This is a genomic window from Halomonas garicola (assembly GCF_055382465.1).
Window position 1 is genome coordinate 2,106,186 of the sequence record NZ_AP043931.1, and the last position, 15,586, is coordinate 2,121,771.

General features: G+C 61.7%; 15 protein-coding genes and 1 tRNA gene. 8 read left to right on the forward strand and 8 right to left on the reverse strand.

The window, feature by feature from the left end; genetic code table 11:
- The first annotated feature begins 129 nt into the window (after positions 1-129).
- Genes ACZ46Y_RS10185 through ACZ46Y_RS10195 form a run of 3 tightly spaced genes read left to right on the forward strand, consistent with a single transcriptional unit; the run spans position 130 to position 1,564 of the window.
- Positions 130-477 carry a hypothetical protein gene (locus ACZ46Y_RS10185; protein WP_311954605.1) on the forward strand — a complete coding sequence of 116 codons (348 nt, stop codon included), beginning with the start codon at positions 130-132 and terminating at the stop codon, positions 475-477.
- Positions 478-527: 50 nt separating this feature from the next.
- Complete coding sequence (locus ACZ46Y_RS10190) at positions 528-977, forward strand: copper chaperone PCu(A)C (protein WP_311954602.1); 450 nt, start codon at positions 528-530, stop codon at positions 975-977.
- Positions 977-1,564 carry an SCO family protein gene (locus ACZ46Y_RS10195; protein ID WP_311954600.1) on the forward strand — a complete coding sequence of 196 codons (588 nt, stop codon included), beginning with the start codon at positions 977-979 and terminating at the stop codon, positions 1,562-1,564. Before ACZ46Y_RS10190 ends, ACZ46Y_RS10195 begins: the two co-directional genes overlap by 1 nt.
- A gap of 5 nt (positions 1,565-1,569) precedes the next feature.
- Here ACZ46Y_RS10195 and ACZ46Y_RS10200 read toward each other — a convergent pair whose 3' ends face one another.
- The 3 genes from ACZ46Y_RS10200 to ACZ46Y_RS10210 all read right to left on the reverse strand — a co-directional run bounded on the left by ACZ46Y_RS10200 (position 1,570) and on the right by ACZ46Y_RS10210 (position 6,265).
- Complete coding sequence (locus ACZ46Y_RS10200; protein WP_311954596.1) at positions 1,570-2,775, reverse strand: DUF4236 domain-containing protein; 1,206 nt, start codon at positions 2,773-2,775, stop codon at positions 1,570-1,572.
- A gap of 17 nt (positions 2,776-2,792) precedes the next feature.
- The gene (locus ACZ46Y_RS10205) at positions 2,793-4,292 is read right to left on the reverse strand and encodes an MFS transporter (protein WP_311954590.1); all 1,500 of its coding nucleotides are present in this window, start codon (positions 4,290-4,292) and stop codon (positions 2,793-2,795) included.
- A gap of 215 nt (positions 4,293-4,507) precedes the next feature.
- Positions 4,508-6,265 (reverse strand): VWA domain-containing protein, encoded by a 1,758-nt coding sequence (locus ACZ46Y_RS10210; protein ID WP_311954583.1) that lies wholly within the window; start codon positions 6,263-6,265, stop codon positions 4,508-4,510.
- 238 nt (positions 6,266-6,503) lie between these two features.
- On the opposite strand from ACZ46Y_RS10210, the gene ACZ46Y_RS10215 reads away from it, so the two are divergent.
- From ACZ46Y_RS10215 to ACZ46Y_RS10235, 5 genes are all read left to right on the forward strand, one after another.
- Positions 6,504-7,025 carry a putative pterin-binding protein gene (locus ACZ46Y_RS10215; RefSeq protein WP_311954578.1) on the forward strand — a complete coding sequence of 174 codons (522 nt, stop codon included), beginning with the start codon at positions 6,504-6,506 and terminating at the stop codon, positions 7,023-7,025.
- Positions 6,995-8,794, forward strand: a complete 1,800-nt coding sequence (locus ACZ46Y_RS10220) for a sensor histidine kinase (protein WP_311954574.1) — start codon at positions 6,995-6,997, stop codon at positions 8,792-8,794. The genes ACZ46Y_RS10215 and ACZ46Y_RS10220 overlap by 31 nt, the downstream gene beginning before the upstream one ends.
- 23 nt (positions 8,795-8,817) lie before the next feature.
- Positions 8,818-9,840, forward strand: a complete 1,023-nt coding sequence (locus ACZ46Y_RS10225) for a response regulator (RefSeq protein WP_464380036.1) — start codon at positions 8,818-8,820, stop codon at positions 9,838-9,840.
- Between the two features lie 310 nt (positions 9,841-10,150).
- Entirely contained in the window at positions 10,151-11,026 is an 876-nt protein-coding gene (locus ACZ46Y_RS10230) for a hypothetical protein (RefSeq protein ID WP_311954566.1), read from the forward strand.
- 163 nt (positions 11,027-11,189) lie between these two features.
- Positions 11,190-11,918: a hypothetical protein gene (locus ACZ46Y_RS10235; RefSeq protein ID WP_311954564.1), complete on the forward strand. Its 729-nt coding sequence runs from the start codon at positions 11,190-11,192 to the stop codon at positions 11,916-11,918.
- Between the two features lie 74 nt (positions 11,919-11,992).
- On the opposite strand, the gene ACZ46Y_RS10240 is transcribed toward ACZ46Y_RS10235, so the two are convergent.
- From ACZ46Y_RS10240 to ACZ46Y_RS10260, 5 genes are all read right to left on the reverse strand, one after another.
- Positions 11,993-12,080: transfer RNA gene (locus tag ACZ46Y_RS10240), tRNA-Ser, on the reverse strand.
- Between the two features lie 208 nt (positions 12,081-12,288).
- Positions 12,289-12,849 (reverse strand): NAD(P)H nitroreductase, encoded by a 561-nt coding sequence (locus ACZ46Y_RS10245; protein WP_311954561.1) that lies wholly within the window; start codon positions 12,847-12,849, stop codon positions 12,289-12,291.
- Between the two features lie 45 nt (positions 12,850-12,894).
- Positions 12,895-13,749: an NADPH-dependent 7-cyano-7-deazaguanine reductase QueF gene (queF, locus tag ACZ46Y_RS10250; protein WP_311954558.1), complete on the reverse strand. Its 855-nt coding sequence runs from the start codon at positions 13,747-13,749 to the stop codon at positions 12,895-12,897.
- 41 nt (positions 13,750-13,790) lie between these two features.
- Complete coding sequence (locus ACZ46Y_RS10255) at positions 13,791-14,564, reverse strand: ABC transporter permease (protein ID WP_311954555.1); 774 nt, start codon at positions 14,562-14,564, stop codon at positions 13,791-13,793.
- Positions 14,561-15,562, reverse strand: a complete 1,002-nt coding sequence (locus ACZ46Y_RS10260) for an ABC transporter ATP-binding protein (RefSeq protein ID WP_311954551.1) — start codon at positions 15,560-15,562, stop codon at positions 14,561-14,563. Before ACZ46Y_RS10260 ends, ACZ46Y_RS10255 begins: the two co-directional genes overlap by 4 nt.
- Positions 15,563-15,586 lie beyond the last annotated feature (24 nt).

A 15,586-nucleotide genomic window follows, 5' to 3' on the forward strand; every position in this document is an offset into this window, starting at 1 on the left:
TTAGAAGCACAACCGCCGGGTGTCGAATATCGCGTTCGGCCAAGACGGCAGATTCGCTCGCTCCGGGAGTCGAGCGCCATAATGTCGCACGGCGTTGCTCGCCATAGGCGATCGGCATAAACTTGATCCATGACAACTTCTCGCTCTTTTTGGCTGGTCCTCGCCCTGCCGGTTGTGGTAAGCGTGGCGCTTGGCGCGCTGATATTCGGCGGCGAGGCGGTATCCGCCAACGGCGTCGAAGCTGACATTCAGCAGGCCCTGGCCGAGCAGACCGCCGCCAGCGTCTTCGAGCTGCGCAACCTCCAGGAGGTCCAATACGGCTACGGCGTCTGCGGCTCCTACCGCCCGTTGGACGGCGAGGGCGGCTACGCGTCGTTTTTCTACGATACGGTCAACCACCGGGTGGTGCGCGATGTCAGCACCCGTGCGTTTACCTCCCACTGCGATCTCTCGGCCATCTGCCGGGATACCCGCTAGCCTTTTTCGTCCCATGACACGTTTTCCGCCCATGACACAGGAGCCATGCCATGCCCGCGCTTTCGTTTACCCACCGCCTGCCCACCCTGCTGCTGGGCGTCTTGCTGCTGGCTGCCGGCAGCGCTGCCGCCGCCGAGCTTGAAGCCACCGACGCCAAACTGCGGCTGCTTCCCGGCGACCTTCCCGGCGCCGGCTACTTCACCCTGCACAACAACGGCGACGCCCCTGTCGCCCTCACCGGTGCGGCGAGCGAGGCCTTCGACAAGGTGATGCTGCACGTCAGCACCGAAGAGGACGGCATGGCCGACATGCACGCGGTTGACGCCGTCGAGGTGGCGCCGGATGACGCTTTCACCTTCGCCCCCAGGGGCCACCACCTGATGTTCATGCAGCGAAGCGCTGATCTCGCCGTGGGCGACAGCGTCGCCGTCGAGCTTGAATTCCAGCATCGCGACCCGCTGAGCGTGACCTTTGACGTAGTCTCACCGGCAGAGCGCTGATGTTAAAGCGACTTCTGTTCGGGCTTGCCGCCCTGGCGGTACTCATCACAGTGGCCGGCTGCGAAGAGGCCCGTGAATGGCGCACCGCCGATATCTCCGACCGCTTGCCGCCGCTGGATTTTACCCTGACCGATGAAAACGGCCGGACCGTGGACGAAAGCGACTATGCGGGCAAGCCGGCGCTGGTGTTTTTCGGCTATACCCACTGCCCCGACGTCTGCCCGGTCACTCTGGCCCGGCTGGCCTCGGTGATCCGCCAGCTGGACGCCGAGGAGCGCGACCAGGTGCAGGTGCTGTTCGTCTCGGTGGATCCGGCCCGGGACACGCCTGAGGTGCTTGAAGCCTATACCGACGCCTTCCACCCCCGGTTTGTGGGGCTTACGGGGAGCAAAGAGCAGATCGACGCCGTGACCAACCGCTACCGGGTGCACTACAGCTACGGCGACAAGGATGCCGACGGCGACTATGCGGTGACGCACTCAAGCGCGGTGATGGCCTTTGGCCGGGACGGCGAGCCGGCCTTTCTCACCCGAGACACGGACTCCGACGCAGCGCTCATCGACGACCTGGAAGCGCTGCTGAAATAAGCGCCTCACACCAGCTTGAACGGCTCGATATCGCGGAAGATGCCGGTTTTGGTCATGTCCCTTCGCAGGGTAAACGCCTCTGCCGCCGCGACCGGGTCGATCTGCTCCAGGGCATCGAAGTGGATGCGCTCCCAGCGCTCCCGAGTCACCTTGATGCTGTACAGATACTGATCGCGCGCCTCGCCAGTGGCGGCATCCGCCGCCTGGCGATAGCCCGACACCCGCGCTTCGCGCACCGCCGGCAGGCGGGCAAAGACCGCCCCCAGCACGCGAAAGGCAATGCCGTGGACGTGATCCCGATAGAGCTGGCGCTGGCGCGTGGCGCTGAGCTTTTTGGGCGTCAGCTTGAGCCGCTTGGCCGGCATGCCCCATTCGCAGTCGGGCATTTCGTCTTCGCCGGGCAGGGCGATGTCCACCGCGATGGTGCGCTCGTCCGCGCCCAGATCGAAATCGACCGCGGTTTCCCGGGGCCAGTCGATTTCCTCCAGGCGCTCCTGAAGCGTCCTGGCCATGGCATCAAGGTCATCCCAGACGCCCCGGGATTCGCGCTGCTGGCGCGCAAATTCGGCGGCGTCGAACTCGGCCTTGCGCCACTCCCACTGGCGATAGGCCTTGTCGAAAGCGGCGCGGCGACGCCTATTGTCATTGAGGCGCCGGCGCTCGCCCGGGGGCCAGAACCGGTGCCACCAGCGCAGCGGCCGCGTGCTGAGCGCCGCCGGCGGCGCTTCGATGAACGGCCGCGGCGTGTAGCCGCCAAGCGTGGGGGCCGGCGTATCGTGGTGCAGCTGACCAAGCGCCACCAGGTCGGCATTGCGCTGCTCGCAGAGCGCTTGCAGCCGCTGGCGAATGGCGTCTTCGCCATCGCGGCGAACGTCCCGGGCCTCGGCCTCGCTCAGGGGGGTGCCGTCGGCATGGAAATAGCTGACGTAGCCCCGTTCATCGATCGCAAGCTCAAGTTCAAGCGTGCCGCCCTCTTCCCGCGGTGCCTCCGTTTTCGCCTCCGACCCTGACTTGGTGCTATCGCCCTTTTTATTCAGCCGGGTACGATACCCAAGGCCGGTGCCGGGAACCCCCGCATGGGCGTGTGCCCCGCTCGGCCCCAGCGTAATGCTTGCCCCGCGCGGCCCCACGGAGACCCCCGCTCCGCGCTTGCTCAGATTCAACCGCACGCCGGGCGCCAACGTAATACGCCGCCGAAAACGAAATGCCATGACTGCCTCCCGCTTGCCTAACCCTTTGTCGATACACGCCCGCTGCGCACTCGGTCGCGCTGATCCTTGATCGCCACCATAAGCGCTGTGCAGATCACCAGCGCAATAATCCCAAAGCCGCTAGCCGCCGCGACCGACCAGGACGTTACCTTAAGCAGGCCAAACACCGCCGCGGTAATCACCGCGATGCCCACCGAGGTGCCGATGCGCTGGCCGGTCTGCATGATCGCCCCGGAGCTTCCGGCGTAGGCCAGCGGCACCTCGGCAAGAGTCAGCGTCTGGTTGGGGCTGACCACCGCGCCCTGGGCCGTGCCCACCAACGCCAGCGACGCCATCAGCCACCAGGGGCTGATATACCCACCGGCGTGCAGCAGAATCACCGTAATGCACAGCAAAAGCCCTAAAATGGCGCAGCACAGCCCGCCGACCACCACTTTACGACCATAGCGCGATACGCGCTTGCCTGCCCAGTTGGCGGCAAAGGCCGACATCATTGCCGAAGGGATGCCCACCGTCCCCGCTTCCAGCGCCGAGCGGCCGATACCTTCCTGCATATAAAGCGCCACCAGCACCCAGATACTGGTCATGCCCAGAAAGTACAGCGTCATGATCAGCGAGCCGTTGGTGAAGCTGCGGGTGGCAAAGATATTCAGGTCTACCATGGGGCTTCGCCCCTGGCGGGCATAGTGGCGCTCCCAGCGCACCCAGGCCACCACCAGCGCCAGGCCTGCCGGCAGCCACAGCCAGGTAAGCGGCGAGTTGCGCGCCTCCATGAACGGCAGCAGCACCGCGAACACCGCCAGGCCCAATAGCAGGGAGCCCACCGGGTCAAGCGAGCGGCCGATATGCAAAAGCCGGTGGGAAACGCTCGCGCTCCCGCGCGGCCCGCCACCGCCGCTCAGCAGCGGCCGGGGGAACCAGGCAAAGGCCAGGATCAGCGTCAGCACGCCGATGGGCACGTTGACCAGAAACGTCAGCCGCCAGCCGATATCGGCACCGCCAAGCTCGATCAAAAGCCCGCCGAGCAGCGGGCCAATGCCCACCGAGACCCCTACCACGCTGCCGAAGTAGCCAAACGCCCGGCCGCGTTCGCTGCCACGAAAATACTGCTGGATCATGCCCACGCCCTGGGGATTCAAAAGCCCCGAGCCCACGCCCTGGACAAACCGCGCGGCGTTGAGCGCGGTGGCGTTAGGCGCCAGCCCCGAGGCGATCGAGGCGGCGGTAAACACCGTCACCCCGATGATGAAAATGCCCCCGCGGCCCATGATATCACCCGCCCGGCCAGCCGCGACCAGCACCACGCCGAACGTCAGCGCATAGCCCGAGAGTACCCACTGCAAATCCGACTGCGACGCCCCCAGCCCTTGCTGCACCGAGGGCAACGCCACGTTGACGATGCTCACGCTGATCAGCGACATGGCAATCGCCCCCAGCAGCACGATCAGGATGCGCCAGCGTATCGGGTCCTGCGTTACGTCATACTCTGCTGCGTTTGACTCAACCTGCTTGTGCACGAATAACCGCTCCCCTTTCACCCGGCAAACCCGCCGGCAACTATACGCAACGGCAAAATAAAGGGGCGCCGGCCATCGCGAGCGCCCCGGGCATTGAGTATAACAGCCGGTTAGCGGCCTATCCCCGAGAAGTGAGGTTGTAGGCAAGCCAAGGTCTGAGAAGCCTTTCATTCAACGCAAAGCGGCGGCAAACATGGCCACCGAATACGACGTGCTTATTGCACCTTAATCACCGAACGGCCCAGCAGTTCGCGACCGGCAACGTCCAAAAATCGGACCTCATAGGTGCCTGATTCATCCGGTATGGTAATCTCCATGGACTTTTCCTCACCGATAGATTGAACGCTGATCCAGCTGAATTCCGGCTGATCCTTACGCGCCAGAGCAATGCGCTGATCTTGACTGCCGCTACCCCCGCGCCAGGTAATCGTGACGGTTTCACCTGCCTTTGCGCTGCTGGGAACATCAAGGCCTGCGCCGCTATCCAGCGGGGCATCGGCAGCAACCACCTCAAGCGGGGCGCTGGCAAGCGTTTTCATGCCTTCGCGCAATATGTAGCGCACCTCATAAAGCCCCGGATCGGCGGGAGCGGTGAGCTTGCCCTCGCTTTTTTCACGCACCAACCCACGGTCTCCCGTTTTTCCCTCGTCAGCACCCGCCGGCACAACGGTGTAGTAATCATCGGTGGCGATCGTACTGCTCCAGCTGACCGTGACAGGCGTAGCGGCGCGTACTATGTCAGGGGCGCTGATAGTCACGTCGGCATCGACTACCTCAAGCGGGGCGCTGGCAAGCGTTTTCATGCCCTCGCGCAATACATAGCGCACTTCATAGAGCCCCGGCTCGGCGGGAGCGGTCAGCGTGCCCTCGCTTTTTTCACGCACCAGCCCCCGATCTCCCGTTTCGCCCTCGTCAGCCCCCGCCGGCACCACGGTGTAATAGTCGTCGGTAGCGATAGTATCGCTCCAGCTGACCGTAAAACGTGCCCCGGTAGTCGCCTGCTCGGGTGCGCTGATGCCAAGCTCAGCCGCCACCACCTCCAGGGGGGCACTGGCCAATGTCTTCATGCCCTCGCGCAATATGTAGCGCACTTCATAGAGCCCCGGCTCGGCGGGGGCCTTGAGCGTATCTTCGTTTTTTTCACGCACCAGACCCCGGTCTCCCGTTTCTCCCTCGTCAGCACCTGCCGGCACCACGGTGTAATAGTCATTGGTAGCAACGCTATCGCTCCAGCTGACCGTAAAATGTGCCCCGGTAGTCGCCTGCTCGGGTGCGGTCAGCTCAACGCCGGGCAACGCCGGCTCCGGTTCCGGCTGAGGTTCCGGCTGAGGTTCCGGTTGCTCCATGACAACCTGCACCTGAGCCAGCGCGTCATGCAGCTCGGCGGCACTGTTGGCCGGCACAAAGATGCCGCCGGTGTTGTCGGCAATACAGGCAAGGCTCTTGTGGGCATCGGCTTCCAGGTCAAAGCCTACTACGTGGGTCGTCAGCCTGACGCCCTGCCGAGCAAGCTGCTCGGAAAGCTCGCAGGGATCGGCATTACAGGTTTCCAGCCCGTCGGAAATCAGCACGATAGTCGCCTGGCTATCACGGTACGAAAGCAGGTCGGCAGCGTGCTCAAGCGAAGCCGAGATAGGCGTTTTGCCCTTGGGCCTAATCGCATTAACGGTGTTGATAAAGTCCGTTTTGTTTAACGATCCAGGCTCGATAAGGGTTTCAATATCCTCACAGTCACCCTGGCGGCGATGCCCGTAGGCCACCAGCCCCAAAGGCGTATTTTCATCCCACTCATTGATCAGATCGGCCATCACGCTCTGAGCAATTTCCATTTTGCTCACGCCGTCAATTTGTCCCCACATGGAGCCTGATGCGTCGTAGACAATGACCACATCCTCTTTCGCCTGCGCTTCGGCGGCACAGGCAAGGCCGGCTGCCGCCAGAGCAGCTAACAGCGTTGATATAAGCCGTTTCATTGGTTTTCTCTCCTGTACTGCCCCGCACTAGCCACGAACACTCTTTATCAACATCAGCCATGGACACACGCTACGGGCACTCGCCTATGGCCCACGCACTTTATGCCTTGCCCCTCATGTTCGCAGCTGGTGCTGCACTTGCCCCCGTTTAATCAGACAGGAAAACCGAGCCGAACCATGCTCTGAGTCAAACGACTACACTAGCTAACACACTCCATGGCTCGACAGGAGATGAATCATGTGGCGATTATTCACAATATGGCTCGGCGGACTTACCCTGATAGGCACGGCCACCCTTGCCAACAGCGCGCCCCGGCTACCCGAATCGGTAGCAGCGAAAGACGCAGCGCCGAAGCAGACTTTACTTCAGATAACGGGCAATACCCGTGGCAAAACCGTCGACCTAACCCGGGCAGACTTACGCGCACTGCCCAACGCGACGCTGACTACCTCTACAGTAGTGACCGACGGCACGCACGAATTTCGCGGCTTTTTAATGCGCGATCTGCTGGAGCAGATGGATATCCAGGGCAGCCAAGTAACCGCCATGGCACTTAACGACTACGCCGTGAACATCCCCGTGGAGGATTTTTACCGGTTTAATGTAATCGTGGCCTACGCCATGGACGGCAAGCGCTTAAAACGAGCAGGCAAGGGGCCATTGTGGATTGTCTACCCGCGCGATGCGCATAAGGCGCTGCAGGATATCCGCTATGATTATCGCTGGGTATGGCAACTCTACCGACTGGAGGTGCAATGAAGCGCCGCAGTTCATCCATTTTCGGCATCTGGCTGCCGCTGGCGGCCGTGCCCGCCTTTGCGTTGCTACTGGCGTTCTCATTGATTCGCATGCTGGATGTGGAAAGCAACATGCGAGTCGATGCCGAGCAGAACATGCTCTGGGTGCTGCACCAGGCAGAAGTCGCGGCGCTGCGCCTGACCAGCACCATTGCTCTGGCAGAAGCGGGGGCCGCATCAACGGACGACGTTGCCCTACGCTTCGACATTCTGCAAAGCCGGATTGCATTGCTCCACGCCGGACCGCAGCATCGCTTTATCGAGCAGATTAACTTTACCGACACGCTGGATCAGCTAAGCCGTACGCTGGATAGCCTGGTGCCGGAGATCGCCGCTTTTACCCCCAATGCCGGCCCCGGCCTGCGCAGTCAACTAGCACCTTTTGCACGCCGCCTGGGTCAAGCCGCCAATGTGGCCATGATCACCGAGTGGGATGATCTCGGCGGACGCCTGGAAGCCCAGCGCCAGCAGCTCCATCAGGCCATTGCTTCGCTCGTCGGCATTATGATCGCAGGCGCTGTCCTGACCGTGACGCTGATTCAGGCACTGCGTCAGTCCCATCGTCGCAACCGGATGCTGCGCCGGGAGCGCGATTTTTCGGCGCTGCTGATTGCTTCCAGCGGCGAGGGCATTCTGGCGGTGGGCAACGACGGACGCTGTACGCTGTGGAGTTCCGCCATGGCCGACATTACCGGCAAGTCAGAAGGCCAGGCAATGGGCAAGGCGCTGGCAGACATCGCCAATTTCTTTGCTACGCCGGCGGTGGATCAAGGCGTTACCCGAGCGCTTGACGGTACCGCATCGCGGTTGACGCTACAGCCGCTGATTCAGCCCGGCGGTGCGACAACCCTGCATGTGGACCTGCACGCCTTTCCGATGCGCGACGACGGCGCTGTTCTGGGGGCCATTTTACTACTGCACGACGCCTCAGACCGGTACGCTGCCCAACAAAAACAAGCTCTCGACCGCGACCGGCTGGAAGAGCTGGTTATTGAACGCACCCAGGATCTGGACAGTGCCTTGCAGCGCGAAAGATCGGCGGCAGAGCTTTATCGTAATTTTGCGGCCATGGTGTCACATCAATTTCGTACGCCGCTGGCAGTGGCAGACTCGGCCCTGCAGCGGCTGATACGCCGAGGCTCCCGAGCCCGGCCGGATGAAATCATCGAGCGCGCAAACCGTGCCCGTGGTGCCATTGCCGGCTTGACGCGGTTGGTAGACAGCACGCTGGATACCGCCAGGCTGGATGCCGGCCAGATCAGCACGCGCCAGGTCGAGTGCGACCTGGGCAAGATCGTTGAGGCTGTCTGCACGCGCCAGCGTCAGGCCACACCAAGCCACCGGCTCGTGCTGCACAAGGAAAGCGATAACGACAGTATCGCCCTCTGCGATCCGGCACATGCCGAGCATGTGCTGGAGAACCTGTTGTCCAATGCCATAAAGTACGCACCCCCCGAAGCTTCCATTACGGTAAGTATGCACGGCGACGAGCAAACGCTGTCCTGCGACGTGCATCACGATGGCGAGCCGATTCCCGAGCACGATCGTGCGCATCTTTTTGAACGCAACTACCGCGGCGCCAGCAGCGTCGGTATTGCCGGTACCGGTATCGGGCTATTCATGGCACGCACCCTGATACGCATGCAAGGCGGCGAACTTAGCCTTCAGCCGGATAGCCACGGGGTTACCTTTCGTTTAACGCTGCCCCGCGTAGCAGGAGCAAAGACATGATCGCAACAACTGCGCTAATCCTGGTGGTGGAAGATGAGCAGGCGCTGCGCAATGATATTGCCGAAGAGTTGCAGGAAGCCGGCTACCGCACCTGCGTGGCGGCTGATGGCCAGCAGGCACTAACGCTGCTGATAAACACCGCACCGGATCTACTGCTGTGCGATATCACCATGCCCGGCCTCGACGGCTACGAGCTGCTTGACACTCTTCGCGCCCGGCACCCCGAGTTCGCTGCTACGCCGTTTATCTTTCTGACGGCACTGGCCGAGCCCCGCGAAGTGGTCAAGGGCAAGCTGCTGGGCGCCGATGACTACCTGGTCAAGCCGCTCGATTACGACCTGATGCTGGCAACTGTTGAAGCCCATCTGCGCCAGGTGAAGCGCCTTCGCCAGCAGCACCGTGATGAGGTTGCAACGCTACACAAAGCCGTTAGCGGCCTGTCCGGCGACGGCGCCGATCAGGCGCTGGATCTTATTGCCCTGGGTATCGTACTGCTTGATGATCAGGGAAAAACGACTCGTGTTAATCGCGCAGCTCGACATATGGCCGACGATGCCAATGTTGTGCGCATTGATGAAACGGGTATTCAAGCGCTTGATAGATTTTCCAACCGAGCGCTACAGGCGGCACTTGGCGACGTTAATAACGCCGCCGTGGGCGGTGAAGAAAAGGTGATGGGCGTCATGCTCCAACGAGAACAGCAAGAAAACAGCGTATCGGCATTAGTTTGCGCGCTACCCCAGGCCACAGCGGAAAATTCGTGGCAACGGCCCGGCGTCGCGGTGTTTCTTTCTGCTTCGCACTTTCGTCAGCGGGCATCAAAAACGCTGCTGATGGAACTCTTTGACCTGACGCCGACCGAGGCGCGGGTCGCCGGAGCGCTGGCCGGCAGCGCACGCAAGGCGGATATCGCCGAAGAGCTTGGCATTACTCAAACGACTGTCGCCTTCCATATGCGCAACCTGTTCGATAAAACCAGAACTCACCGTCAGGCCGATCTCATTGCACTGATACTCGCCGGCCCAATGATGGTTCAATCAGGATGACTCGCGTTGAAGTGGTCCAACGAGGCCACTTCTTCATGCACCTTCGTTAACACAGCCGTTTTAATATCCCGCCTACCTGCTGATATTTCCCACGTCCCAGTTCATTCAAACGGGGCGCCATCAGCGTTTGTTCCATAAACTGAAAGTGCTTTTTCGTCGACGGTCGGCTGCGTTCCCAGGCTTTCTTTATTCTCGGCGTTGCCGCTCTTTTGCTGCTTTTTGCAGCGCCGAGCGTCTTCAATAGGGTGGTGCAGGTCGCCGACCAGGCGCCGGTCTTAAGCGCCACCAACGGGGTGACGGAGTATCTACCATGAAAGACTTTCAAGTGGGCACTATTCTCGGCCTGCTGCGCCGCACTATGCCATTTTTGATCTTTCGCTTTCTGGTCTACTTCGGCATTACGCTGAGCTATGTGCTAGCCACCGGCGCCGGTGCAGGCGTGGGCTATACTGCCGGAGCGGTATTCGGCAATGCCGGCGGGGGAGCTACCTGGGGCGGCCTTCTCGGGTTCGGCCTGGCCGGTGCAGTGATGTATTTCTTGCGCGAATACCTGCTGTACATGGTAAAGGCCGGCCACATCGCCGTGCTGGTCGAGCTGATGGACGGCAGCAGGATTCCCGGCGGCCGGGGCCAGCTGGATTATGCCCAGAGCGTAGTTAGAGAACGCTTCACCGAGTCCAACGTGCTGTTCGGCGTTGACCAGCTGATCAAGGGTGTTATCAAGGCATTCAATCGCACTTTCTTTACCCTGGCAGCGATTCTTCCCATTCCCGGTATCGAAGGGCTGGCCAAGCTCGTCAACACCGTCATCCGCCTCTCACTCACCTACCTGGATGAAGTTATCCTCGCCCATAACATCCGCACCCGCAGCGACAACCCCTGGGCTACCAGCCGTAGCGCGTTGATTCTTTACGCCCAGAACTACAAGGCCTTTTTGACCAATGCCGTACTGCTCACCTTTATTACCTGGGGGCTGACGCTTGGCGTATTCCTGCTGATTTTGGCCCCGGTAGCCGGCCTGGTCGCACTATTTCCCGGCACCGCTGGCGTCCTTACCTTCGCCGTGACGCTGGTATTTGCCTGGGGCGTCAAACAGGCCGTGATTGAACCCTTTGCCATGACCGCCCTGATGCAAGTGTTCTTCAAGGTTACCCAAGATCAGCAGCCCGATCCGGAATGGGAGTAGAAACTGGATTCCCTATCCGGCCAGTTCGGCGAGCTGAAGAGCAAAGCCAAAGAGTGGGGCCATAGCCGGCAGGAACAGGAAGTGGCGGGAAAAAACACTGTGCCATAGTGCACCAAGCGCTCTACTACTTAGATAGCCATCACACCCACAGCGGAAAAACAACATGAACCAACAACAACGGAATTTTCCTACTCGACTCCGGCCTGCAGCCGCGCTTTTCCTTCTCCTGCCTGGCCTTGCGCTGGCCGGCGGCAAGGCTACTCTGATAGAAGCCGGTCACTCCATGCCGATTGGCAATCAAGCGATTAAAACGGGTCCAACCGAGATTTCCATTACCTGGCAGGACGCCGATACGGTACGGATGGATTTTGACGAAGACAGCTCGCTATTCCGCCTGGACGGCAAGACATATACGGTAAGCCGCAGCGACGGCGATATAGAAGTCATCGATATAGGTGCCATGATAGAGATGATGCATTCCATGACCAATCAGGGAGAGGGTCAGGATGATAAAGACTCGCTCGACGAAAGCTTTTCAACCCAAGCGACCGGCAGAACCGAAACCCTAGCCGGCTTCGAGGGCCGAGTCTATCAGGTGCAGTCGAATCTTTTTGACGAAGACGACGGCCCCGACGAAGTCGTCTTCACCGACGATCCTCTGGTCGTGGAAATGACCCACGCCTATTTCGGCGTGATGGACGGCATGGCCAGCAAGGAAATGGGACAGAGCTGGCTGGATGCCCTCCCTGGCAAGGATCGAGGTCTGCTGCGCCTTGGCGATCAACTCAGGCTTGAATCGATCCAGCGCGCCGACCCGCCTGCCTCCGCCTTTGAGCTACCTGCCGAACCGATGGACCTGCAAAGCCAGATGGGCGGCATGGGAGCACCTTGACACGCCTCGTGATTGACGGCTAGCGCCTCCAGACACAAAAAAGCCCGCTCTAGGCGGGCTTCTTCGTTATATTCTGGCGGAGGAGGAGAGATTCGAACTCTCGAAGCCTTTCGACTTACTCACTTTCCAGGCGAGCTCCTTCGACCACTCGGACACTCCTCCGCAAACTGTCGTTCTGCACGGGGTGGGCGCTTGCCTTTATCCGCGAGAACGGCGCGTATATTAATGGCTAAGGCGGGGAATGACAAGGTTTTTTGTCGCTTCTCCTGATGGCAGAGCCTAAACGCCGGCGGAGAGCACCGCGTAGCGGGCCGCTTTTGGGAAACGCGAGCGGCGGATAGGACGCCCTTGAAAGGCACTCAGGCGCGGCTTAATCCCAGCGCTCGACGAAGTCGGCGATATCGTGCTCGGGGGCGGGCCTCAGCCGGCCGCCGGGGGTGCCGACGTACAAAAAGCCGATCAGCTCGTCGTCGTCTTCCAGGCCCAGCCCCTTGTGCACCACCGGGTCAAACGCGTACTTGCCGGTGCGCCACATAGCGCCAAAGCCCTGGGCGTAGGTCGCCAGCAGCATGGCGTGGGCGGCGCAGCCGGCAGAGAGCACCTGTTCAAGCCGGGGCACGCCGGGCACGTCGGGCTGGACCCTGGCCACCACGGCGATCAGCATCGGCGCGCGCAGGGGCTTTTTGCGCGCGCTGGCGAGCACGGTGTCGCTGGCGTCGGGGTCGGCCTGGAACTCGGCTTCGGCGTAAACCTCCCCCAGGCGCTCGCGGCCCTCGCCGGTAAACTCGATAAAGCGCCAGGGGCGCAGCTCTTTATGGTCCGGGGCGCGCAGGGCCGCCTGGTAGATAGCTTCCAGGGCCTCGCCTTCGGGGACCGGGGCCATGAGTTTGCCCATGGAGCGGCGTTCGTGCAGAAGCGTCAGTGCATCCATCAGTGACTCCGTTTCAGCGGTAGGAGCGCTACTCTAGCGCGGGGGTTACTGCCGTGCCAGCCGCAGCGGGCTCGGCGGGCGCAGGCCCGGCGTGGCGCGCCAGGGGCTGATATCAAGCCCGCCCCGGCGTACGTAGCGGGCCAGTACCAAGAGCTCCTCAGGGGCGGCTTTGGCGACCAGGTCGGTAAAGATCTGCTCGACGCAGTGCTCGTGAAAGCCCTGCTGCAGGCGAAAGCCGACGAGGTAGCGCAGAAGCCCTTCGCGGTCGAGCTTCGGCCCGCGGTAGCGCACCATTACGCTGCCCCAGTCCGGCTGGCCGGTGACCGGACAGTTGGACTTGAGCAGGTGCGAATGCAGGGTTTCCTCGACGATGTCGGCATCCGCGGCGCTGCCGCCTTCTACGCCCAGGTGGTCCGGGTCGGGGGTGTAATCGCTGATCGCGACATCCAGTTCGTCGATGCACTCGCCGGGGAGCCGACGCGGGGTGAGCGCGTCGTCGTCAACCGTTAAAAGGTCAACGCTGACGCGACCGCCAACGGCGGCGGAAAGGTCGCGCTCAAGCGTGGCGGCGACTTCTTCGCCGCTGGCAAACCGGGTCTGGTTGAAGCTGTTGAGGTAGAGCTTGAACGACTTGGACTCGATCAGGCCTGGCGCGTCGGCGGGCAGGCGAAAGCGCCCCACCGCCACCACCGGCTTGCCCCGGGCGTTGAGCCAGGAAAGCTCGTAGCCGTGCCATTCGTCCTCGCCGGTAAACGGCAGCGCGTCGCCTTCAGCCAACCCCAGCGCGGCGCGGTTCTCCGCCCGGGCCAGGGGGAAGAGCAGCGAGGCATCGTATTGATCGGGGTAGGTAGCGCTGCGCCCCAGCGGGGAGTGCTCAAGGGTTGCGGGGGTATCGCTCATCGGAAGTCTCCTTGTATCTGGCCTGCGGGATGCAACGGGGCTTAGCTGCGGATGCCGTAGCCGCGTTCAAGCATTACCAGCGCAACGGTATAAAGGACGGCAATGAACGCAAGCGATGCCGACAGCGCCCACACGGCGGGAATGTCCGAGACGCCGAGTATGCCGAAGCGGAAGGCGTTGACCATGTAGAGGATGGGGTTGAGCATCGACACGCCCTGCCAGAAATCCGGCAGCAGCGAGATGGAATAAAACACCCCGCCGAGATACGTCAGCGGCGTGAGCACGAAAGTCGGCACGATGGAGACGTCATCGAACTTGTTGGCCAGCAGCGCGTTGATAAAGCCGCCGACGGAAAACAGCGCCGAGGTCAGAATGACCACCAGCAGCGTAAGCAGCGGGTGCGCCACGCTCAGCTGGGTGAAAAACAGCGACACTACGGTGACGATGGCGCCCACACCCAGCCCCCGGGCCATGCCGCCGAGCACGAAGCCCGAGAGAATCACCCAGCTGGGCATGGGCGAGACCATCATCTCTTCCACGCTGCGCTGGAACTTGTTGGAAAAAAAGCTCGAGGCCACGTTGGAATAGCTGTTGGTGATCACCGCCATCATGATCAGTCCGGGGACGATGAAGTCCATATAGCTGAAGTCGTCCATGGTGCCGATGCGCGAGCCGATCAGATTGCCAAAGATGATGAAGTACATCGCCATGGTGATCGACGGCGGCAGCAGCGTCTGCGGCCAGATGCGGGTAAAGCGCTTGATTTCCTTGATGACCAGCGTCCACAGCGCGACCAGTGTCTGGGTGGCGTTCATGCCCTCTCCTCCTCTTTTTCGCCTGCGGCCCCCTCCTGGCCATTCGCAGCCGCCGTCTGGCCAGCGTCTTCCGCCTCGTCGTTCACCATCGAGACGAACATTTCTTCCAGCCGGTTGGCGCGGTTGCGCATGGACGTCACCTGGATGCCCTTGGCGCTAAGCGCCTCGAAGATGCTGTTAAGCCGCTGGCCGCGGCGGATGACCACCGCCAGCTGGGCGGGCTCGCTCTGGTACACCTCAAAGCCTTCGATGGTCGGCACTTCGTCCGAGTCCAGCGGGCGCGTGAGGTCGAGCAGGAAGGTCTCCGCATCCAGCTCGGCCAGCAGGCTGCGCACGCTGGTGTTACGAATGATGTCGCCGTGGTTGATGATGGCGATGTTGCGGCACAGGCTTTCTGCCTCTTCCAGGTAGTGCGTGGTGAGGATGATGGTGGTGCCTTCCTCGCGGTTGATGCGGCGCATGTATTCCCACATGCTGCGCCGAAGCTCGATATCCACGCCGGCGGTGGGCTCGTCGAGGATCAGCAGCCTGGGCCGATGCATCAGCGCTCGGGCGATCATCAGCCGGCGCTTCATGCCGCCGGAGAGCATCCGCGCGCTGCCGTGACGCTTATCCCACAGGCCAAGGTCAGACAATAGCTGCTCGGCCCGGGGCAGCGCTTCCCGGTGCGGCATGCCGTAGTAGCCGGCCTGGGCGATGACGATATCGATCACCCGCTCGAACTGGTTGAAGTTGAATTCCTGGGGCACCACGCCCAGCTGGTACTTGGCCCGGGCAAAATCGCGGTCGATATCGATGCCGAACAGCGATACCTGCCCGGCGGTTTTTTGTACCAGCGAACACACCACCCCAAGCGTGGTGGACTTGCCCGCGCCGTTGGGGCCCAGCAGGGCAAAAAAATCGCCCTGCTCGACGTCCAGATCAATACCTTTCAGTGCCTGAAAGCCGTTGCCGTAGACCTTGGTCAGGCCACGGATCGACAATGCCGGTTCGGCCATGAAGCTGTCCTGTCAACAAAAGTG